The 20,935-nt window shown below is 71.4% G+C and carries 19 protein-coding genes; 9 read left to right on the plus strand and 10 right to left on the minus strand.

The genetic code is table 11. From position 1 onward, the window contains the following. Positions 1 to 89 precede the first annotated feature (89 nt). The gene (locus ACMCNN_RS06695) at positions 90 to 1,583 is read right to left on the minus strand and encodes a GGDEF domain-containing protein (protein ID WP_412745290.1); all 1,494 of its coding nucleotides are present in this window, start codon (positions 1,581 to 1,583) and stop codon (positions 90 to 92) included. Positions 1,584 to 1,632: 49 nt separating this feature from the next. Further along, positions 1,633 to 1,899 carry a hypothetical protein gene (locus ACMCNN_RS06700; RefSeq protein ID WP_412745291.1) on the minus strand — a complete coding sequence of 89 codons (267 nt, stop codon included), beginning with the start codon at positions 1,897 to 1,899 and terminating at the stop codon, positions 1,633 to 1,635. 127 nt (positions 1,900 to 2,026) lie between these two features. Between ACMCNN_RS06700 and ACMCNN_RS06705 the strand changes: the two genes are divergently transcribed. Then, on the plus strand, positions 2,027 to 3,244 hold the full coding sequence (locus ACMCNN_RS06705) for a hypothetical protein (protein ID WP_412745292.1): 1,218 nt from the start codon (positions 2,027 to 2,029) through the stop codon (positions 3,242 to 3,244). A 95-nt stretch (positions 3,245 to 3,339) separates the two neighbouring features. Then, positions 3,340 to 3,795 (plus strand): DUF5666 domain-containing protein, encoded by a 456-nt coding sequence (locus tag ACMCNN_RS06710; protein ID WP_412745293.1) that lies wholly within the window; start codon positions 3,340 to 3,342, stop codon positions 3,793 to 3,795. A gap of 120 nt (positions 3,796 to 3,915) precedes the next feature. Here the strand turns inward: ACMCNN_RS06710 and ACMCNN_RS06715 are convergent, their stop codons facing one another. Then, the gene (locus ACMCNN_RS06715; RefSeq protein ID WP_412745294.1) at positions 3,916 to 4,305 is read right to left on the minus strand and encodes a hypothetical protein; all 390 of its coding nucleotides are present in this window, start codon (positions 4,303 to 4,305) and stop codon (positions 3,916 to 3,918) included. A gap of 824 nt (positions 4,306 to 5,129) precedes the next feature. Between ACMCNN_RS06715 and ACMCNN_RS06720 the strand changes: the two genes are divergently transcribed. Then, on the plus strand, positions 5,130 to 7,037 hold the full coding sequence (locus tag ACMCNN_RS06720) for a hypothetical protein (RefSeq protein WP_412745295.1): 1,908 nt from the start codon (positions 5,130 to 5,132) through the stop codon (positions 7,035 to 7,037). Positions 7,038 to 7,290: 253 nt separating this feature from the next. Beyond that, positions 7,291 to 7,728 carry a CBS domain-containing protein gene (locus ACMCNN_RS06725; protein WP_412745296.1) on the plus strand — a complete coding sequence of 146 codons (438 nt, stop codon included), beginning with the start codon at positions 7,291 to 7,293 and terminating at the stop codon, positions 7,726 to 7,728. Positions 7,729 to 7,737: 9 nt separating this feature from the next. Here ACMCNN_RS06725 and ACMCNN_RS06730 read toward each other — a convergent pair whose 3' ends face one another. Then, a complete protein-coding gene (locus ACMCNN_RS06730) occupies positions 7,738 to 8,991 on the minus strand; it encodes a saccharopine dehydrogenase family protein (RefSeq protein ID WP_412745297.1) in 1,254 nt (417 codons plus the stop codon). Positions 8,992 to 9,078: 87 nt separating this feature from the next. Here ACMCNN_RS06730 and ACMCNN_RS06735 point away from each other — a divergent pair, with 87 nt between their 5' ends. From ACMCNN_RS06735 to ACMCNN_RS06750, 4 genes are all read left to right on the plus strand, one after another. After that, positions 9,079 to 10,695 carry a methyl-accepting chemotaxis protein gene (locus ACMCNN_RS06735; protein ID WP_412745298.1) on the plus strand — a complete coding sequence of 539 codons (1,617 nt, stop codon included), beginning with the start codon at positions 9,079 to 9,081 and terminating at the stop codon, positions 10,693 to 10,695. Between the two features lie 110 nt (positions 10,696 to 10,805). Further along, a complete protein-coding gene (locus ACMCNN_RS06740; protein ID WP_412745299.1) occupies positions 10,806 to 11,135 on the plus strand; it encodes a hypothetical protein in 330 nt (109 codons plus the stop codon). A gap of 5 nt (positions 11,136 to 11,140) precedes the next feature. Then, positions 11,141 to 11,830, plus strand: a complete 690-nt coding sequence (locus tag ACMCNN_RS06745; RefSeq protein WP_412745300.1) for a nucleotidyl transferase AbiEii/AbiGii toxin family protein — start codon at positions 11,141 to 11,143, stop codon at positions 11,828 to 11,830. A 19-nt stretch (positions 11,831 to 11,849) separates the two neighbouring features. Beyond that, positions 11,850 to 13,169, plus strand: coding sequence for a TIGR04013 family B12-binding domain/radical SAM domain-containing protein (locus tag ACMCNN_RS06750; RefSeq protein ID WP_412745301.1), 1,320 nt, complete (start codon positions 11,850 to 11,852; stop codon positions 13,167 to 13,169). Between the two features lie 4 nt (positions 13,170 to 13,173). Here the strand turns inward: ACMCNN_RS06750 and ACMCNN_RS06755 are convergent, their stop codons facing one another. The 5 genes from ACMCNN_RS06755 to ACMCNN_RS06775 form a co-directional block, all read right to left on the minus strand. Beyond that, on the minus strand, positions 13,174 to 13,476 hold the full coding sequence (locus ACMCNN_RS06755; protein ID WP_412745302.1) for a DUF1905 domain-containing protein: 303 nt from the start codon (positions 13,474 to 13,476) through the stop codon (positions 13,174 to 13,176). A 59-nt stretch (positions 13,477 to 13,535) separates the two neighbouring features. After that, entirely contained in the window at positions 13,536 to 13,889 is a 354-nt protein-coding gene (locus ACMCNN_RS06760; protein WP_412745303.1) for a hypothetical protein, read from the minus strand. Positions 13,890 to 13,979: 90 nt separating this feature from the next. Further along, positions 13,980 to 15,899, minus strand: coding sequence for a hypothetical protein (locus ACMCNN_RS06765; protein ID WP_412745304.1), 1,920 nt, complete (start codon positions 15,897 to 15,899; stop codon positions 13,980 to 13,982). Positions 15,900 to 16,099: 200 nt separating this feature from the next. Then, positions 16,100 to 18,022, minus strand: a complete 1,923-nt coding sequence (locus ACMCNN_RS06770; protein WP_412745305.1) for a M4 family metallopeptidase — start codon at positions 18,020 to 18,022, stop codon at positions 16,100 to 16,102. Between the two features lie 173 nt (positions 18,023 to 18,195). Beyond that, on the minus strand, positions 18,196 to 18,714 hold the full coding sequence (locus tag ACMCNN_RS06775) for a 2'-5' RNA ligase family protein (RefSeq protein ID WP_412745306.1): 519 nt from the start codon (positions 18,712 to 18,714) through the stop codon (positions 18,196 to 18,198). Positions 18,715 to 18,775: 61 nt separating this feature from the next. On the opposite strand from ACMCNN_RS06775, the gene ACMCNN_RS06780 reads away from it, so the two are divergent. Then, positions 18,776 to 19,366 (plus strand): hypothetical protein, encoded by a 591-nt coding sequence (locus tag ACMCNN_RS06780; protein ID WP_412745307.1) that lies wholly within the window; start codon positions 18,776 to 18,778, stop codon positions 19,364 to 19,366. Positions 19,367 to 19,478: 112 nt separating this feature from the next. Here ACMCNN_RS06780 and ACMCNN_RS06785 read toward each other — a convergent pair whose 3' ends face one another. Then, positions 19,479 to 20,891 carry a hypothetical protein gene (locus ACMCNN_RS06785; RefSeq protein ID WP_412745308.1) on the minus strand — a complete coding sequence of 471 codons (1,413 nt, stop codon included), beginning with the start codon at positions 20,889 to 20,891 and terminating at the stop codon, positions 19,479 to 19,481. Between the last annotated feature and the right edge of the window lie 44 nt (positions 20,892 to 20,935).

Here is a 20,935-nt window from a genome sequence, read left to right on the forward strand (position 1 = left end):
CTGTCCGACCGCGCGGAAACGGCCCGGCCGCTGTCCGACCGCGCGAAACGGCCCGGCCGCTGTCCGACCGCGCTGAACGTCCCTGGCCGTTATCCGACCGCCGGGACGGTTTCCCCGGCCGCCACCGTGCGGTCGCGGCCCTCGGCCTTCGCCCGGTACAGCGCGGTGTCGGCGCGGGCCACGAGCTGCGCCGCGGTCTCCGTGCCGGTCCAGTGGGCCACGCCCGCCGAGAACGTCTGCCCGCCCGGCATCGCCTCGCGCATGCGGGCCACCACCTCGGCCGCGTGCGTGGCCGTGGAGTCGGTCAGGATCAGCCCGAACTCCGGCCCGGAATGCCGGTACAGCGTGTCGCTGCGGCGCAGCGCGTCGAGCCAGCCCGCCGCCGCCGACTTGAGCAGCTGGTCGCCCGCCTGGGCGCCGTGCGTGTCGGCGAACCGCGGGAAGTGGTCGATCTCCAGCACGGCCACGGACAGCGGACGGCCGGTACGCCGCGCCTGCTCCACCGCCGCCGGCAGGGCCGCCTCCCACGAACGCCAGTCGCCGACCCCGGTCAGCTCGTCGCTCGTATCCAGCCGGGAGAGCGCACGCGCCTGCTCCTCCACCCGCCGGACCAGGCCGGTCATCCGGACCACCACCAGCAGGAACACCCCGATGCAGGCCACCCCGATCGCGACCGCGTCGAGCCCGTCGACGCCCGCGGGCGCCTCGGCCAGCAGCACCACGGGGGGCAGCAGCGCCGCCGCGGCCAGCAGCAGCAGGCGGCGCACGGTCAACGCGGCGATCGCCTCCTCTCCGGTCGCCGCGGCGGTGGGCGCGTTCTCGTCGCCGGCCGGAGCGTCCGCCGTACCGTCAACGGCGGTGGCCTGCGTGGAGGACGTGCTCCCGGCGACGGCTATCCCCGACGCCGGGTGCAGCGCCGCCGCGCCGACGAGCGCGAAGCCCAGGCAGACCAGAGCGCCGCCGCGGCCGTCCGGCACCGCGGGACCGGTCAACAGCGCCTCGGCCGTGAACCAGCAGTCGCCCGCGAACCCGCAGAGCACACCGGCGGCCAGCAGGTACCGCATCGGCGCGCGACGGTCCCCGGTGGTGAGCAGGCGGCCCAGCAGCACCAGCGCGGCGAGGTCGGCCAGCGGGGTGGCCACGCCCAGCGCGAACCACAGCGGCGACGCGTAGACGCGCGCCACCGCGGGCACCACCGCCAGCGTCCAGGCCAGCAGGCCCAGGCTGCCCGCGACGATCGCGGCGTCGAGCCGGGTGCCGGCGCGGGCGCGTCGGGCCAGCGCGGCCAGCCCCGCGGCAAGAAGCAGGCAGGGAATGAGGTCGAGGACGTAGCGGACGGGCTCCGGCGCGGGCGCCTCCGCGACGAGGTGTGCCGCGGAGCCGGCCAGCACGGCCGCCCCGATCAGCGGCCACGCCGCCCGGGGCCGCGGGCGGTGCCGCACGTACCCGAGCAGGACCGCGACGGCGGCCGCGGCACCCACCACCCCGTACGTGGCGGCCGCGACGACGTCGTTGCCGACCGCGTGGACCGCGGCGACGGCGACGCCGAACGCCAGGAAGGTCCGGTACACCCGTGGATTCACGTACGCGCGATCGGCAGCACGACGGACGACTTGAGCAAAAGCCGCGGTGTCAGGACGCTATGGGGCGGCGCATGGAATACGTCACCCCGTGCAGCCGGTGCGGTTCGTTGAGCACGGTGACGGCGGCCCGGTCGTACACCTGCCAGCCGGCGGAGCCGGCCCGGTTGAGGTGGCGCAGGTCGTCGAAGCGTTCGTCGGTGCCCCAGCGGAGTACGCCTCCCGGGTGGTGGAAGGTCGCGGTCCAGTCCATGTACCGGTCGGCGCCGAACGTGCCCGCGGCCCGGTATTCGAGGCGCGCATACTCCCATTTGGTCACGGAGCCGATTATGCCCAGCCGGTCCGTGACCGCGCAGGATGGTCGAAAAGCCGTGGCGAAGCAGATCCGCGGATATTGACGTCCCTCTCTGAACATGGTCGTCACATGATCGTGGTGGACTGCAGCCATGACTCGATCGTGGACGACGGTGTCCGGTTGGCTCGCCGTCGTACTGATGCTGCTGGCCCCGACGCCCGTCGCGGCCGCCGCCGGCGGGCCGGCCTGCGCCTGGCCGCAGGAGGTGGGCGCGGACGCCGACAACGTCGCGCTGCCGGACACCAACGCGCACTACTGGGTGACCCCGTTCCGGGTACGCGCGGACCGCGAGATCACCGTGACCGGCACCTTCCCCGACGCCCGGTACGCGTCGCTGACCGTCTACAACGGCCTGCGCGGCACGTTCACCCGCGACGGCGTGTTCTCCTCGCGTACGGATTACCAGATCGTCCCCGATCCCGGCAGCGTCAACCCGTGGCAGCAGCGGGCCCGGCCCGGCGGCTCCTACACCCTGCACCTGCGGCACCAGGTCGCTCCCGGCGAGGTCAACACCATCCCGATCGCCCCCGCCCGCGCCCGCGACGGCGATGTCGGGTTCCTCGTCTACCGGATCTATCTGCCCGCTGCCCCCGCGCGCCTGCCCACGCTGACCGTGATCGACGGCGGCGTGCCCCGGACCCTGAGGCCGTGCCCGTCCACGGTGGCGGTGCCGGCCGTACCCAACCCTGTCATCCCCCCGCCGCGCACCGCGCCGGATCTCGCCTTCGCCCGTGGCCGCGGCGCCGACGAGCTGTTCCCCAACCCCGACAGCGGCTACCTGAGCGCGTGGATCCACCCGCCGCGCGGCGACCGGGTGGTGGTGATCCGGGGCCGGGCGGCGGCCAGCCCCGACACCGCGCACCCCAGCCCGTGGCCGGGACCGGGCGACGACATGCGGTACTGGTCGCTCTGCACCAACCTGCGGCGGCCGTACTACCCGGTCGTGGTCAACGAGCTGCCCGACGGCACGGTGGACCCCGGCTGCCGGCACGACGACGTCACCGCCCTGGACGCCCGCGGCTACTACACCTTCGTGCTCGGCACCGAGGCGCAGCGCCCGGCGGTGCAGGCCGTGCCCGGTGCCACCTTCGTGCCGTTCTCGCTGGAGCACCCGCGCACCCGGCACCTGGTGGTGCTGCGCAACATGCTGCCGGTGGACAGCTTCCCGTACTCGGTGCTGGACGCGCCGCCCAACGGCCGGGCGCGCCCGGCCGCGGCCGCGATGGGCGACTACTACCCGCGCGGCGCCGTGTGTGCACTCGCCGTCCTGGCGACGCAGGGACCCGCCGGTTGCGGGCTTCCGGACTGAGGCGGCGCTTGCAACCGTCCTGCAACCGGAGGCCACACCGGTCTGCACCCGCCCGTTCGAAGGCTGTACAGGTCCCTCGAACAAGGAGATCACTCATGCGCATGCGCCGTACTCTCGTGGCCGCCGTGGCCGTGGCCGTCGGCATCCTCGGATCGGCCACCGGTGCCGCGGCCGCCGAGGTGCAGCCGCAGACGAAGCGCACCTCCGTCTCCGTGCACGCGTTGAACCAGCACCCCAAGCCCGCCAAGCCGAAGAAGTTCGAAGGGCGCGGCAAGATCAGCGCGATCGACGCCGACGCCGGGACGCTCACGGTGGTGGTCAAGGGCGGCACCAAGAACGTCAGGAACAGTACGGTCACCGTCAGCGTCCCGTCGACCGCGCGGATCAAGCGGAACGGGAAGAAGGTGCCGTTCGCGTCGCTGGCCGTGGGCGACCGCATCGAGATGAAGGGCACCCGGGACGGTGACGTGTTCACCGCGAGCCGGGTCCAGGCGCACGGCCCGCGCAAGGCCAAGCCGGCGCCGTCCCCGGAGCCCAACGAGACCGACTGACACCATCGGCGTTCCCCTCGGCACGCCGAAGCCCGGCCCCGTCGAATCGAATCCCCCTCCGTTCGGAGGGGGATTCGATTCAGGGACGTCGTCGCGCCTGCGTGACAACGAACCGGCCGGTCAGCGTCCGATCGCGGACATGCCGGGATGAACCACGGGGAACGCCAGGGCGGTCGTCGCCGCGGGCAGGGAGAACGCGACCGCCGCGCCAAGCAGACCCCACAGGTCGCGCGGTGAACGCATCGGCGCGGTGCCGCGGGCGCCCCAGAGATTCGGTCTCCACCACGACAGCAACCAGCAGAAGGTCATCGCCTGGACGACACCGGCCAGGCCGAAGGCCAGGGCGATGACCGGCGTCGGTGTCCCAGTCACCAGCGTCGTCGCGGCCAGGGTCAGCGGGAGCGCCGCCACGTCCGCCCAGCGGGCGCGGGCTCGCCGTTGGGCGCAGAACCACACCGCCGCCACGCCGGCGGCGGGCCACACCAGGCCGATCCCGGCCGGGCCGATCACGGTCCGTCCAACTTTCCAGTATTGGCCCGATCAGACGTCCTCTGCGCCGCCCTTGCCGGGGTCGGCACCGCCAAATGTGCCCAGCCAGCCAGGATTGCGCTGGCTCGGCCTCGGTGTGAGCGTTCGCGGTGCAACCAGTGATGACTGGTTCATACGTGTTCGTGGTGGTCTTGGGTTTGCTCCGGCGTGTCTTCCGCAATGCGCCGATCGCTCAGCGATGCGCGGCCCCGGCTGCCGCTGATCAGCGAACGAACATCTGGACACGGCCGAGGACGTGGAGATCCGGGTCAGCAGTCATCGACCGGTCGGTATGTCGCACCGGCGACATGAACGGATCGATGCGGATGATCCCGGCGGGCCGCTCGACCCCTCCGTCCATTCGCGAGCCCCGCCGGGGGACCGGGGCGCCGGCAGCGGTACGCGCCACACCGTCCGGCAGGGCTTCCTTGCCCTGCCTCGGCGGGCGTGCGAAAAATATCGGTGAACAGCAGCGAACCATCGACATCATCCGTTCGGATGATGCCCGCGGTTAGCGGGTCTCTTCCTATGTTTTCTTTAAGTTCGGCATAAGACTTCCTCAATTCCCTGGCGCCGATTGCCATCGCTCGGCGCGCCTCTTAACGTCTGCTTGCCGGCTCCCGCGGCGGCCCGAACGGGGCCTCAGGAGCCGGTGATGAGAGCGCGGAAACGACTACGGAATGTCTCCACATGGACCGGTCGCCGCTTCCCCCGCTCCTCGTCGCCCCCCCCACCTGACAGCCACCTGCCGGCGACTTTTCGTATCCGTCGCCACAACGGCGTGCAGCGACAGAAGAGGTTCACCCATGCGAAGGCGTTACAAGCGCGAATCGTCGTGGTCGAAGTGGTTCAGCGGACGGCGTCGCCTCGTCGCCGCGGCGGCCACGCTCGTGGCCTTCGGCGGCATCGTCACCGTCACCCAGATTTCTGACGCGAGCACCAAGCGTTCGACCCAGCGCGCCCTGGCCGCCTGCGACGACATCCAGGCGCCGCGGTCCACGAAGCTGTCCACGGAGACCAGGCGGGGCACCTGGACGACGAACAACGGGCGGGTGACCCAGCACGCCGACGACGGCGCGGGCGACGTGCCGTCGGCGGGGGAGATGCGGGCCCGCTGCCGCGACTGGGTGATGCGGAACGCCGCCAACAACGGCGGCGACGACCAGCAGAACAACCAGCAGCAGGGCGACCAGCAGCAGGGCGACCAGCAGCAGGGTGGCAACAACAACGGTGGCCAGCAGCAGGGTCAGAACGGTGGCCAGCAGCAGGGCGGTAACAACAACGGCCAGCAGCAGGGCGACCAGCAGCAGGGCCAGAAGGGCGACCAGCAGCAGGGCGACCAGCAGCAGGGCCAGAAGGGCGACCAGCAGCAAGGCCAGAACGGCCAGCAGCAGGGTGGCAACAACAACGGTGGCCAGCAGCAGGGTCAGAACGGTGGCCAGCAGCAGGGCGGTAACAACAACGGCCAGCAGCAGGGCAACAACAATGGCGGGAACAACAACAACGGTCAGACGCCGCCTCCGGGTGCGGGTCTGGGTGTGTTGACGAACTCGTGCGCGACGAGCCGGCTTCAGCCGCATGACGGTTTCCAGAAGGGCGACCGGTGCGTGTCGACCGAGTTCGGTGAGGTCGGCTCGGCGGCGAACAACCCCTCGCTGTTGATCGTCGACGCGCCGCGGCAGGTGGCGGCGGGTGAGGCGTTCAGCCTGAAGGTGTCCACCCGGAATCTGATCCGGGACCGGTTCCTGGCGGCCGGTCAGGGCGGGTACTACGTGGAGAGCTCGGTCCTGCAGGACGGCATCGTCCGGGGTCACTTCCACACCGCCTGCCGGATGCTGCAGACCACCGATTCCGCGCCCGCGCCGGACCCGGTGCCCGCGTTCTTCGTGGCGACCGAGGACAAGCGTGGTGGTCGCGACGCTGACGTGGTGACGATCAACGTGCCGGGTCTGCCGCAGGAGGGCATCGCGCAGTGTGCTTCGTGGGCTGGTGACGGTTCGCACCGGATCCCGATGATGGAGCGTGCCAACCAGACCCCCGCCCTCGACGCCGTGCGAATCCGCGTCGAAGGCAACGGCGGCGGCAACAACAACGGCGGCGGCAACAACAACGGCGGCCAGCAGGGCGGCAACAACAATGGCGGCCAGCAGCAGGGCGGCAACAACAATGGCGGCCAGCAGCAGGGCGGCAACAACAACGGCGGCCAGCAGGCCGGGAACGACAACGGCGGCCAGCAGCAGGGCAACAACGGTGGCGTGAACACCAAGGGCGTCATCGTCGGTACCAACCCGGCGACGACCACGACCAAGAAGCCCACGGTGACCGGCGAAACCATCGCCAAGGACGCCGCCAAGGCCGACTCCGACAGCGCGGGCGAAAACGAGGAGGCCGCTCCTGAGCCGACCGCGACGAAGAAGCGGACCGCCACCACCACGACGTCGGACACGGACTCGGACGAGCCGAGCACCGAGAAGACCACGCCGCCCGCCGACGTCGAGCTCGACCCGGCGTTGGACCAGAACGCCGCGCCCGACGCCCAGCCGGTCGCACAGTCCGACCAGCAGGTCGCCGCGCCGACCGCCGGCAACAAGCTCGCGCTGACCGGCGCGAACACGATGGCCGTCGTAGGCATCGGGGTGGTGCTGCTGCTGGCCGGCTTCGGCATCGCCGGGTCGGTGCGCCGCCGCCGGGCCGCGGAGTCCGGCTGGGAGTAGGAACCACGGAGGCGAGGAACAGCCGACCCGGAGCGTCCGGGTCGGCTGTTCTGTTTTCTGCTATCTAAGCCTTGCGTCCCTTATATGGCTAGTTGTATTCATATTTGAATAGGTGGGCGGGTCGCCGGGCACCGGGCGCGACGGCGGACACGTTCCAGAGGCTGTGCGGGAAACTGTGACCAGCGGGGCCCAAGAGCCCTAGGCTGGTGAGCGTCCACTTCGGCGGGTCCAGAGCGGGATCTTTGGAGGGAACATGCGCATCAGCGACGTACTTCGGGCCAAGGGCGACAAGGTTGTCACCGTCCCCCCGGAAACACACGTGGCACGGCTGCTGGCAGTGCTCGCCGAGAACAGGATCGGCGCGGTCGTCGTGTCCCGTGAGGGTTCCACGGTCGAGGGCATCGTCAGCGAGCGCGACATCGTCCGGGCCCTCGCCGCTCGGGGCTCCGCGGTGCTCGCCGAGCCGGTCACGGCGATCCTGACCGCCGAGGTGCACACGATCGCGCCGGACGCCCAGCTCGACGAGGTGGAACGCATGATGACGGAGCGCCGCTTCCGGCACGTGCCGGTCGTGGTGGACGGCGCGCTGCGCGGCATCGTCAGCATCGGCGACGTGGTGAAGAAGCGGATCGACGAGCTGGAGACGGAGCGTTCCGAACTGGCGGGCTACATCACCGGCGAGCGCCGCTGACCGTACGGCTCAGGTGGCGGGCTTGGCCGACAGCTCCATGCCCGCCGCCCGCAGCCGCTTCACCAGGGCGTCCCCGATGCCGGTGGCCGGGGTCAGCACCCCGCCCGGTAACGCGGGCAGGTCGTGGCGGTCCAGCGCCAGCGCGAGCGCCGACTCCGCGATCATGAGCGCGGTCGCGGCGTAGCCGGGGTCGCCCTTGGCCTTGACCCGGGCGGTGTAGCGGGCGCCGCTGGTTGTCGTGGTGAACAGGTCGACCGTGAAGTGCCCCGTACGCCGGGTCTGTTCGCTCGGCCCCTCCCCGGGCTTGGGCAGCACCCGGTCCAGGACGAAGCGGGTCGGTGGCACCGACAGTCCCACCACCAGGGCGGCCAGCCCCACCTTCGTGCCCGCCGCCAGCACGGGCGCCAACCGCGAGGTGCCCACGCTCATCACCTCCCGGTAGCGCAGCCGGCGACCGTACGCCCAGTCGCGCAGGGCGTTGCTGCGCCGCACCACCCGCGTGTTGTACGGCGCCATGACGAACGGCGCCAGGCTGCCCCGCAGACCCGGTGCCACCTCGGAGCCGCGCAGGCTGACCATGTCGTGCTGGCGCCCCAGGTCGGGCTCGCGGGCCCGGTCCGGGCTCAGCGAGTACGGGCTGGCGGCCAGCCGCCGCAGTCGCCGGTCCCGGCGCACCTGGTCCAGCTGGTGGCGCAGGGAGTCGATGGTGCCGCCGCTGACCCCGCCGCGCAGGCGGGTGACCACGAGCGTGGTGTCGGTCAGTTCCCCGGCGCCGTCGGCCCGCACCTGCTCGTGCAGCACGTGTACCCCGAGGTCGGACGGGATCGAGTCGAAGCCGCACGAGTGCACGATCCGGGCACCCGTCGAACTCGCCAGCTCGTGGTTCTCGTCGATGCTGTCCCGGACGAACAGCACCTCGCCGGTGAGATCGACGTAGTCGGTACCCGCGGCGGCGCAGGCGCGGGCGAGCTTGCGACCGTACTTCGCATAGGGGCCGGCCGTGGTGAGCACCACATGGGTGGCGGCGGCGAGCTGTTCCAGGGCGGCGGTGTCGTCCCCGTCCGCGACCAGCAGCGGCCAGTCGACGCCGAGCCGGTCCCGGACCGCCGCGAGCCGCTGCTCCGAGCGCCCGGCCAGCCCGATCCGGGTCCCGGCGGGGGCGTACGCGGCCAGGTGTTCGGCCGTCAAAAGTCCGACAAATCCGGTGGCGCCATAGACGACGATGTCGAGGTCGCGAACGCGGGAGGGGGTGTCATCGCTCACGGTCGTCGATTCTCTCTCATGTCTTAGGTCTGGACGAGACCCGGCCGATGAAGGGAGTAATCAAATCCAGGTTGCAGGAGGCTCGCCGTGCGGTTCGGTCGATCGAGTGTAGGTAAGCGGCTCGGCGGTGCATTCTCCGTGCTCGTGGTGCTGATGATCGTCGCCGCTGGTGCGGGCTGGTGGGGCATGTCCCGCCAGCAGAGCGCCCAGCAGCTGCTGAGCTGCCTCGAGCTGGAGCGCCGGGACGTGACCTTCGCCCAGTACCAGATGGCCGACATCTCCGGGTGGCAGGGGCTGGTCGTCGCCGACGTCGCCGCGTACGGCGCCAAGAAGGCCCTCAGCGAGGACAGCTTCAACCGCTCGGAAGAGCTGTACGCCAAGGACGAGCTGTACAAGAGCTTCAAGGAGGTGCACACCTCCTGCATGACGCCCCAGGAGAAGGCGCTGTTCGGGAAGCTCTCCACCGCCTGGGACGACTTCTTCGCGTGGGACACGAAGGTCATGAACTGGCTGAGCGACGACAGCGTCGCAGGCAAGATCAAGGCGATGGACGCCATCAACGACGGCCCCGCGGCCGACTCGCTCGGCGTCATCGACGACACGGTCTCCGCGTTGAAGAAGTCCGTCGACAAGCGTCAGGAAGCGGCCCGCAAGCAGAGCCAGAAGGCCCAGCGCCTGGGCCAGTACACCCTCGGCGGCGCACTGCTCATCGCGCTCGCCCTGGCGGCCGTGCTGAGCATCCTGGTCACCCGGTCGGTCGTGCGGCCGCTGTCGATCGTCGTCGGCGCGCTGGGCAAGCTCGCCAAGGGTGATCTCACCGCCACGGTCGACATCAAGCGCAAGGACCAGCTGGGTCAGCTCGGTGACGCGCTGAACGAGACCGTCGAATCTCTGCGCGGCACCGTCGGCGCCCTCTCCGGCCACGCCGACTCGCTGGCCGTCGCCTCCGACGACCTGTCCCAGGTCTCCGAGCAGATCGCCTCGTCCGCCGACGAGACCAGCGCGCAGGCCCGCGAGGTGACCCGTGCCGCCGCGCAGGTGTCGTCGAACGTCGACACCGTGGCGATCGGCAGTGACGAGATGGGTGCGTCGATCCGGGAGATCGCGCAGAACGCGGGCGAGGCCGCCGCGGTCGCCGCCGAGGCCGTCAGCGTCGCCCAGGCGACCAACGAGACCGTGGGCAAGCTCGGTACCTCCTCGGCGGAGGTCGGCAACGTCGTCAAGCTGATCACCGCGATCGCGGAGCAGACCAACCTGCTGGCGCTGAACGCCACCATCGAGGCGGCCCGCGCGGGCGAGGCCGGCAAGGGCTTCGCGGTCGTCGCCAGCGAGGTCAAGGACCTCGCCCAGGAGACCGCGAAGGCTACCGAGGACATCTCGCAGCGGGTCGAGGCCATCCAGGCCGACACGTCCAGCGCCGTGAAGGCCATCGAGCAGATCGCCGGGATCATCGACCGGATCAGCGAGTACCAGACGCTGATCGCCGCCGCGGTCGAGGAGCAGACCGCGACCACGGGCGAGATGGGCCGCAACGTCACCGAGGCCGCCGAGAGCAGCCGGGAGATCGCCACAACGATCGCGTCCGTGGCCCAGGCCGCGGAGATCACGACGACCGGTGTCAGCCACTCCCAGCAGTCCGCGGCGAACCTCGCCCGGATGGGCGCGGAACTGCGGGCGATCGTCTCCCGCTTCCAGCTGAGCTGACCTGAGCTGACCAGCGTCTATGGGGCCGGACCTTCGGGTCCGGCCCCTCGCTGTTGTCCGGGCTCAGCGCGACGGGCTCCGGCGGGTGGGGGCGCGGCATAATGCTCGTCATGGACGTGTCGGAGCTGCCTTCCCGGTATGACAGTGTGGATGCGCGGATCCCTCGCTCCTGGGGGGAACTGCGTGGACCCGCGGCCGGACGCGTGCGGCTGCCGCTCCGCCTGGCCTGGTCGGGGCCCGATACGTTCGATGTGTCGAATCCCCGGCAGCGGCTGACGCTCTACTCGATCCTGCTCGACTGCGGGCAGCGCGCTGATGCCGCCGCCTTGATGCATCCGGAGCTGCTGCGGCAGTCTTGGCCACACATTCGCCGGCTGACGACCCGTGAGATCACCGATCGGTGGGAGCGCCGGCTTCCGGGGCTGAGGCGGGTGGCCTGAGCGACGTGGAAGATCTGCACCGCGAACTGGCACGTATCGGGTTCGACGCTGGTGCGGATCTGGGCCTCGTTCTCGCAGGCGGGTATGCCATCAGCGCGCATCAATTGACAACTCGGCCGTCGAGGGACATCGACTTCGCGACGGCAGCGATGATGCCGCTGCCCCAGGTCGTGGGTCGGCTTGCGGAGGCCTATCGCCGCCGGGGATACCTGGTGCAGATCATCGAGTCGGGCGCACGGATGGCCCGGATGATGGTCACCGGCGGTGAGCATGCGTGCGAGGTCGACCTGCTGCGCGAACCGATCGGACCACCGGTGCTGCTCGACGTCGGCCCGGTCCTGCTTCTCGACGACGCGGTCGGGTTGAAGATGCGAGCGCTGCACGACCGTGCTCTGCACCGCGACTTCATCGATGTGTACGCCGCCTACCGGGCGGGATACTCGTGGCAACGCATGGAAATCCTGGGAAGTCGATTCCTGCCGGCGTTTCGGCTCGACGATCTGGCTGAGCGCCTCAGCAGCATCGAGCTGCGTGATGAGGAGACCTTCCTGGCGTACGGAATGGCGCCGACTGACATCGAGGCGCTTGCTGGATGGGCGCTGCGGTGGGCCGACGACATCGGCGTCCGGCTGGAGGGATCCCCCGAGCCGTCACCGGGTTCGGAGCCGGACTGGGATACGTATCTGGAGGAGTGAGGGCTGGCAGAATCGGCACATGGGTGGTCTCGACCTGGTGCTGGTGTTGCGGTATCGCAAGGCGGTGACGTACGGCCTGCACGTGCTGCTGGGCGCGCTGGAGGAGCACGAGACCGCCACCCGCTACGACGTCCGGTTCGGGGACACCGCCGAGTCCACCGCGCAGCACATCGAGACGGCGTTGGCCGAGGGCGCCACGGTGCTCGTCCTCTGGTCCTTCTACTCGCCGGACGCGGCGGCCCTCGCGACCGAGCTGGCGGAGATCCGGCGCATGGCGGACGGCCCCGGGGTGGTGCATGTCGCGGGCGGGGTGCATGCGACCGCGGAGCCGGTGCAGACCCTGGACGCGGGCTGGGACGTGGCCGCGGTCGGTGAGGGCGAGACCACGCTGCTGCGCCTGGTCGACGCGGCAGGCGCGTACGCGGAAGTGCCGGGTCTGGTCTACCGGGACGCGGCCGGTGCCGTCGTGCGGACCGGGCGCCCGCAGCGCCGGCCGCTCGACGACTTCCGCGGGTTCTCGCTGCGCTGGGACCGGTTCAACGCCCTGGAGATCACGCGCGGCTGTGTGTACGCGTGCCGCTTCTGCCAGACCCCGTTCATGTTCACGGCGAAGTTCCGGCATCGCAGTGTGGCGAACGTGCGCTGGCACGTGGACCGGATGCGCGAGCGCGGCCTGCGCGACGTCCGGTTCGTCACGCCGACCGCGCTGTCGTACGGCAGTCAGAGCGAGGAGCCGAACCTGGCCGCCGTGGAGGAGTTGCTGGCGACGTGCCGGGACGGCATCGGCCCGGACGGGCGGGTGTTCTTCGGGTCGTTCCCCAGCGAGATCCGTCCCGAGCACGTGTCCCGCGAGGCGTTGCGGCTGGTCCGGAGGTACTGCGCCAACACCAACATCATCGTGGGCGCGCAGTCCGGGTCGGACCGGGTGCTGGATGCGGCCAAGCGCGGGCACGGGGTGGAGGAGGTCCGCCGCGCGGTGCGTCTCGGTGTCGCCGAGGGCTTCGGGATCAATGTGGACATGATCTTCGGCATGCCGGGGGAGGACCCGGACGACGTCGAGGCCTCCCTGGCGCTGGCCCGCGAACTGGCCGAGCTGGGGGCGCGGATCCACGCGCACACGTTCATGCCGCTGCCCGGCACGCCGTGGCGTGACGCGCCGCCCGGTGACGTCGACCCGGCGACGATCCGGGAGGTGGATCGGCTGTCGCGGCGCGGCGCGCTGTACGGGCACTGGCAGAAGCAGCGTGACCATGCGGCCCGGCTGGCGGCGGCCGCTCAGGCGTACCCGCGTCCCGGCCGCAGCCGGACGATCCTGCCCACGGTGCCGGACGGCGGCTGACGGGTCACAGGTCGACGAGTTCGAGCCGCACCGTGGCGACGTCGCCCACGTCGAGCGCCTCGGCCGTGCGGACCGCGCGCTTGATCGGCAGCACGTAGCATCCCCGCCCGCTGTCCGGGAAGATCGACGTCCGCCACGTGCTGCCGCCGACCGTCACCCGCACGCGTACGGACCCGAAGCCGCGACGTGGCCCGGCGCTCAGGTCGCGGATCTCCTCGGAATCCTCGACCGGCAGGCTGACGAACGTCCAGCTGTCGCCGCGCCGGGCGTCCCAGATCCACAGCTCGGCATCGAAGACGACGACCATGGCCTCACCCGGGAAGTGTGTGGTGGGTCAGCGGAGCCACTCGCCGACGGCGGCGATCCTCAGCCCGCCCTGCGAAAAAGCATGTGGGCGACGGTGAGCCCCCTGGTCCTGGCGATGCCGGCGCGGGCGTCAGTCTGTTCGGTCTGCGCCCAGACATGGTTCGAGCTCTGGAGACGCCAACCCAGCCCTTCGATCGCTTCGATCAGCGGAGCGGCATCCCACGTGTTCAGCTGGGTCACCCTACCGCCAAGATTCATCCCGCCACCGACAGTGAACCCGACGGGCACTCCGCATGTGAAAACCGTGCGGCCGGCATGGAGTGCCTGCACGGCTGCTTCATAGATCGGCTGGGCTTCCTCAGCGGGAACCGCCTCGCCGACACCTCCGGGCCCACCGGGCTGCTTCGCGAACACGCCGCGATCTTAGATGCGCTGGGCAAGCCTTGGACGCGCTGGGCAAGCCTGTCCGCGGGGCGGGGCGCGGGCCCGCCCCGCGGACCGTGGTCACGGCTTGATCAGGCTGATCCGGGTGCCCCAGTTGGCCAGGGCGGTGCGGGTGCTGCCGCAGCTGCCGAACGGGTCGGCGGTGTACTGCGTGAGCGTGCACTGCTGGCCGATGTACTCGCTGGCGATCCAGATCCGGTGCCCGTCGACCGCGGTGGCGCCGTAGTCGCCCCAGCGCGGCCGGGGCGGGTCGTTGAAGGCGCGGTAGCCGCTGAACCCGTCCTGCGGGCCCACCCCGGCCTTGGCGAGGTAGATCGCGCCGGCGCCGGCGCGGCCGTCGAAGGACGCGTACGCCGCCGAGGGGTAGTAGCCGTCGCCGACGAGCGTGAACGCCATGACGCCATGGCCCTGTGCGGTCACCCCGATCGCCGGGTAGATGAGGTTGTTGCCGGCGAGCCCGAGCTGGCCCTGCCGGAGCAGGCTGGCGCGGACCGACGTGGACGACGAGCGGGGCTGCACGATGTACCAGCCGATGCCCGCCTCGACTGCCCCGCCGGCGCGGACGGCGGTGTCGAGCGCGCCGTACAGCCGTCCGCCGGTGTAGGTGACCTGCTGCATCCGGGTGTCGTTGCTGTCCAGCCGCGACAGGGTTTCGGGCGCGGACGGGTCGGGTGCGCCGAGCAGCACGGTGGCGCAGGCGGGCGTGTTGAGACATTCGGCCAGCGGCGCGGGGCCGGCCTTCTGGTCGGCCAGCGGCGGCAGCGAGTACGTCTGCACGCCGACCCGCGTGTCGTGCAGCCGTATGCCGGGCCGGGCCGCGTCTAGCGACCGGGTGTTGGTGAGGCTCCACGTGACGATGCTGTCCGAGACGTAGTCGTCGGTGCCGGTGGCTTCCTCGGCCGCGTTGGAGGACAGGAAGTACGCGGTGCCCTTCTGGCTGCGGTCGTAGTCGCCGGTGCTCGGTGACTGTGCGGGCCAGAGGGTGAATCCGTTGCGTCCGGCGTCGGCCGCGGTGGTGTCGATCTGGGTCACCAGCACATCGGCGTCGCCGCGGGCCAGTGCCCGCTTGGAGAACGCGTACACCTGGGCGCTGTTGTATGCGTCGCCGAAGAACGCGTACTCGTTCGTGGTGATGTAGAAGCCGTACGCGTCCACGCCGACGTGCGGGTAGTCGCCGATGCACGGGCAGTTCGGGTGCACGGGGGTGCCGTTGCGCCCGTCGTCGGTGGCGTCCACGGCGTACGTCTTCCACACGCCGGTGGGGTCGCCGGTGACCGCGATGTCGAGCTGGTTCTGGCCGGTGAAGTCGCCGTCGGTCGTGGTGCCCAGCGTCAGCACGACCAGGAAGAAGCGCCGGGTGGTGGGGTCGTAGAGGCAGGTCGGGTCGGTGATCTGCGGGCCGAACACGCCGGTGCTGCGGTTGATCGCGGGCGGGTAGCCGAAGAACGTGTTGAGATCCACCACGCCGGTCTGGCCGGTGCCGTTCGTGCCGTACACCCGGAACGCGTCGTTGACGGCCTCGACGACGTGCCCGTTGCCCACGCACAGCGCCTGGTCGGGCGGTTCGAGGCTGAACTGGTTGCCGTTGTTGGCGGTCCGCTGCTGGCGGTGGTTGATGCCGTCGAAGCTGGTGACCAGCCGGGGGGTGCGGATCACCCCGGGCGGTGGTGGCGGGGCGAGCGCGGCGCGTGCCATCGCGGACCGTTCCGCCGCCCCGGTGGGGGCGAGCGTGCGGTTCTGCGGGGCCGCCGCGTGCGTGTCGTCCGCGCCGACCCGGTGCGGGATCTCGGTGGACAGCGGCCCGGGCGCACCCGTGCCCGTGCCGGTCGGGTGGTATTCGGCGGTGCCGCGCTGGTGGATGTGCCGGACCTGGCCGCCGGGCGCGCTCGGCGCGGCGGAGGCGCCGACACCCGGGGCCAGCGCTCCGAGGGTGATGAGGAGGACCGCGGCGGCGGATCCGGCACGGGGCCTGCTGGGCATTGTTCCCTCCGTGACATGCAGCGTCCTGGCTGGACAGGCGTCCAGGCGCTCAGTCTGTCGCGCGGCTGCCGGAACGGAGGAAGGCGCGCCGACAAATGGCGCAATCTGCACGGTACGGACGTCGTACCCGAATGACCGTCAGCATGGCGCGGGGGCCGGCGCGCTGCGCCGGCCCCCGCTGTTGGGGAAGGTGGTTCGTCTCAGATGGTCAGTGACCAACTGTTGATGGTGCCGGTGTCCTGGGAGTAGACGTCCTGGACCTTCAGCCGCCAGGTGCCGTTGGCGGCCTCGCTGGACAGATCCTTCGTGTACGTGGCGACCACGTTGTCCGCGCTGTCCGAACCGCTGGTCGTCTTCAGGTTGTAGACGGTGCCGTCCGGGGCCACCAGGTCGACCCGCAGGTCACCCCGGTAGGTGTGCGAGATGTTCACGGAGACCGACGCGCTCGACGAGGCGTTGCGGGCGCAGCCGCTGATCGCGATGTCGCTGTAGACCGCGGCACCCGCGTCCGGGATGGACACGTGCGTGTCGCTGGTGCCGGTGCAGCCGGAGGGCGGAGTGGTCGGCGGGGTGGTGCCGCCGTCACAGGTCGGGTCCGCCGACTGCGCGGGTACGCTGACCGCGTCCCAGGCCGCCTTGACCGTGTTGAACTGCGTGCAGCTGCCGGGGAAGAGGTTCTTCGCCGCGGTGAGCGTCCAGGTCCGGTACTTCAGGTACGACGAGCTGGACGTCTTCATCAGCATCGCGTTGTACATGATCTTGATGGCGTTCTGGATGCCCAGGCCCGTGATGGCGCCCGAACCGCTGCACCGGGTGCTGGTCGGCTGCCCGTTGCTCGGGTTCGTGCCCTCGGCCAGCAGGTAGAACCAGTGGTTGCCCGGACCGGCCGCGGCGTGCACCTCCTGGCCCGGCGTGCTGCTGGAGTAGCAGTTGTCGTCACCGGCCAGCGACGGGTTGTACATGTAGCGGATCGGGCCGCTGCCGACCAGGTTGACCTCCTCGCCGACCTGGTAGTCCGGCGGGTCGTTCGGGTTGTTGGCGAACGCCTCGGTCGCCGCGCCGAACGTGTCCGCCACGAACTCCTGGGTGTTGCCCTTGGAGATGCCGCCCGGGGTGTTGTCGTCGATGCCGTGGCCCAGCTCGTGGCCGACCACGTCCGCGGAGGCGATCCACTGGTTGGCGGTGTTCTTGCCGATCTGCACCTGGGTGCCGTCGTAGTACGCGTTCTGGTCGTTCAGACCGACCCGCAGCGGCCACGCGCCGCCGCTGCCGTTCTGGCCGTTACGGCCCAGCCACGACGACAGCATCGCGGTCTGCTTCTGCGCGACGTAGAACGCGTCGACGCAGCCGGTCTCCTTGCTGGTGCCGACGCCGTTGCCCCAGTCGTTGTCCGAGCCGCTGAACGTCGTGTTGTTCGCCGCGTCCTGGCACGTCAGGGTCGTCTCGGTCGGGTCCTTCAGGCTGTACGTGCTGCCCGACTGGGTGGTGTTCAGGCTGACCGAGCCGTTGATCCAGCCGGTGCCCGTACCGGTGGCGTCGGTGACGTGCTCCCGCGTGCTCAGCACCTTGCCGGTGAGCGCGTTGACGTCCACCGTGAGCCGGCTGGGGCCCTCGGCGCTCGTCCCGCGCAGGGTGCTCTCCCACGCCAGGGCGGGTGCGCCCTCGGTGGTCAGCACGACCAGCTTGGTGCCCTCGACGGTGCTGACGGTCTTCAGCTCCCGCTTGGCGACCGCCAGCGCGGCGGCCTCCGTCAGCTTCGGCGTGACGGTCAGATTGCCGATCGCCTGGGACTGGCCGACCGAGGTGTACTTCGTCTTGCCGGCGTTGTCCGTGACCACGACGAAGTCACCGCCGATCACCGGCAGTCCCTTGTAGGTCCGGTCGTACGGGACGAACTGCAGTCCGCCCGAGGAGATGACCGGGCGTTGCACGAACGCGTCGTCCGAGGTGGCGTGCAGAAGCTGGGGGCGGCTGGCGACCAGCTCCGACGCGGCCTTCGCGGCCGCCGGGGCACCCGACGGACCACTGGGTTGGGCGTTTGCCTGACCGGCTATCGCCACCATGCTGGCGGCGGCTGCGGTGCCGGCCGCCAGGGCGACGACTAGAGGGGTTCGAGATTTCACGCGGGTACTCCTTTCCCGCCCGGGGGTTGGCGGGCGGGCTCGACGTCCGGTGACCTGTGCGGCTCACCTGGATGACTTGAGGTGAGACGCTAGGCATCGACGGAGTTCACCGAATCGGGGAAAACCCTTGCGTACGTCGGGAAAGCGCGTTCACAGTTGTTAAGCGGCCCTGCTCACCCCGCGAGTGAGTGGGCAATGTCGTTCGCGTGGTCCGTCACGGACGCCGCGGTCACCGTCGCGCGCACCGGCAGGATTTCCAGGCAGCGGCGCAGCGCCGGGCCGAGCAGCGGGTTGGGCACCCGCAGCGAGACCGTGCAGTGCGGCACCCACCGGCCCGGCCGGTAGTGGTCCCACACCTCGATCCCGGCGGCCGCCAGCCGTTCGTGCACCTCCCGGTGCGCCGCCAGCAGCTCCGCGGTGGGCGTGATCCCCAGCCACAGCACCCGGCCCACGAACTGCCCGACGAAATCCAGGTCCACCGTCAGCCCCACCCCGAGGCCGAGGCCCGCGAGCGCGGCCGCCACCGGTGCCGGCTCCAGCCGGGCCGCGGCGGCCAGCGACACGTGCGGGCGGTGCTTCTCGGAGTGCAGGGACGCCATGGTCGGGATGCCCTCGGCCTCCAGCGCGTGCCACAGCGTACGGAGCCGCCGCGTCGCGTGGACGTCCAGATAGAGTTCGAGAGCCGCGACCACGAGGACACCGTAATGGCATGGCGCTGTCACGACGCGTGCACCCGGTAGGTATAACCGGCGCATGCACACTGAGGAACTCGTCGGCCTCCTGAGCGGGGTGCCGGGCACGGTGGTGTCGGCCGAGCCCGGATCGGTCACGGCGCACGTGCCCGCCATCGGGGACACCGTGCGGCTGGATCCCGGCGACGTCCTCGACGCCGAGCGGATCACCGCGCCGAACGGGGCGCCCGCGGTCGAGCTGGGGGTGCGGCGCGGCCACGAGCAGCTGCCGCTCATCGTCACCGTGGACGACGTGGCCTTCATTCCCGCGTACGCGGCGGACCTGCTGGCGCCGGACGCGCAGGTACGGGTGCCCGCCGTGCCGCACCTGGTGGCGTACTCGGAGATGCACCGGGACGTGCGGGCGCTGGGCCGGGCCATCGACGATCCCGAGGTGGAGCTGGACCCGGACATGCTGGCGGCCACCGTGCTGGTGCACCGGTGCTTCCTCGCCGGGGCGGTCCGGGTCGGGCTGTGGCCGGTTCGGGTGGCGGCGTGGTGGGAGTACACGTTCGCCCGGGTCGGGAAAGGGCTGCCGCTGGCGGCATTCCGGCCCGACCCGCAGTGGGATCAACTGATGGCGGACGTCGCCGAGGCACGCCGCGCGTCATGACCGAGTGCACCGAGCGCAGCGAGGGCCGCGAGGGCATGACCGGCGAGTAGAGCACCCCGAGCGGCTGACCCCGACTCATCAGGATCTCCCACTGCGCCGCAGCCGTGCGCGGTCAGGTGGTGAGGGCGGCGGCACACACCGTCGGGTCGCCGAAGATCACCATGCTCTGCCGGTCGTACGCGGTCAACAGTGCCACCGACGCGGCCCGCCGCTGCGGCGAGTCCGCGCGGCTGTTGCGATTGGTCTGCGCCGCCTCGCCGAACAGTTGCGCCGCCTGCGTGAACTGCTGCCGGAACGCCAGCCCGATCGGCTCCGGCCGGCGCTGGAAGCAGCCCGTCCACAACGCCCGCAGGGTGGCCGCACTGATCAGCTGCCCCGTCTCCGGGCGTTCCAGGGTCCAGTCGAAGGTGGGCTCCACGTGGCCGATGAACGCCCGCGCGGGTTTCGGCGCGGACAGCAGCGCGGTGGGCAGCGGCGCCACCCTGGCCCCGAGCGCGGCGACGCCGTCCAGCACGGTCGCCACCTGCGAGCCGGGCGGCACCAGCGCGGTGAACCGGCTGGTCGCGTCGCTGCCCGCCGAGCAGCAGGCGTGCGCGTACCAGATGGCGCCGTCGGGCTGCCACGCCGCCAGCAGCGCGGCCGGGTCCAGCGACTGCCGGTCGGCGTCGACGGGCAGGCCCAGATCGCGGGCCATCGCGTCGGGGTCGGACAGTGGGCCGGTCCGGCCGTGGCTGGTGGTGACCACGACGGACGGCCGGTTCGCGGCGAGCGCGTCGACCAGCGCCCCGGACGTCGCCTGCGGGCCGCGCAGGTAGCGGGCGCCCGCCCTGGTGTCCGCGTCGGCGGCGAACTTCGCGGCGAGCTGTTCGGCGACCGCCACCCGCATCAGCTCGGTGATGTCGTCGGAGTCGGTGGCCCACACGACCGGCTTGGCGGCGCACACCGCGGCGTCCGCCCAGTCGGTGAGCAGGCATTCGACGTACCGGTCGAGGGCGGGGTCGGGCAGGTCCAGGCGGCCGACCGCGCAGGACAGGTTCAGCCGGCACTGCAACTCCCACGGCAGCACCGCCGGGCCGCCCGCCAGCAGCAGGTACGCCGGGAGCTGCCCCCGCCCGGTGCCCGTCGGGCCGCCCGTGATCGCGACCCGCTGGTGGTCCCCGGCCGGGTACACCCGGCGCAGCAGGCCCGGGCCGTCCTCGGCGGCGTACCGGAAGACCACCGGGCCGTCGGGGCCCGCCCGCGCCTGCGCGAGACGCCGGATCGCCGCCGGGGCGTCCACGAGGGCCGCCTGGTCGGCGACCGGGGCGTCGGTCCACGGCAGGACCACGCCCCAGCCGACATCCGCCCGGCGCCACTCGCGGGGGTCGGGCGGCTCGTCGGCGGCCAGGACCAGGCCGGCCTCGCGGGCGCGGTCGTCGACCTCCTGCCCGAGGATCCACGCGCGGGCGGCGGGCCCCAGATCGCCGTCCGCTGGCGCGTCCGGCCAGGCGTTGATGGTCAGCGTCCTCGGCCACTCGTCGTTCACGTCGCACCCGCCGATCGGCCGATCCCGCGTACGCGGCGCCCGCC

The sequence above is a fragment of the Krasilnikovia sp. MM14-A1004 genome (assembly GCF_047159485.1).
Taxonomy (GTDB): Bacteria; Actinomycetota; Actinomycetes; order Mycobacteriales; family Micromonosporaceae; genus Actinoplanes.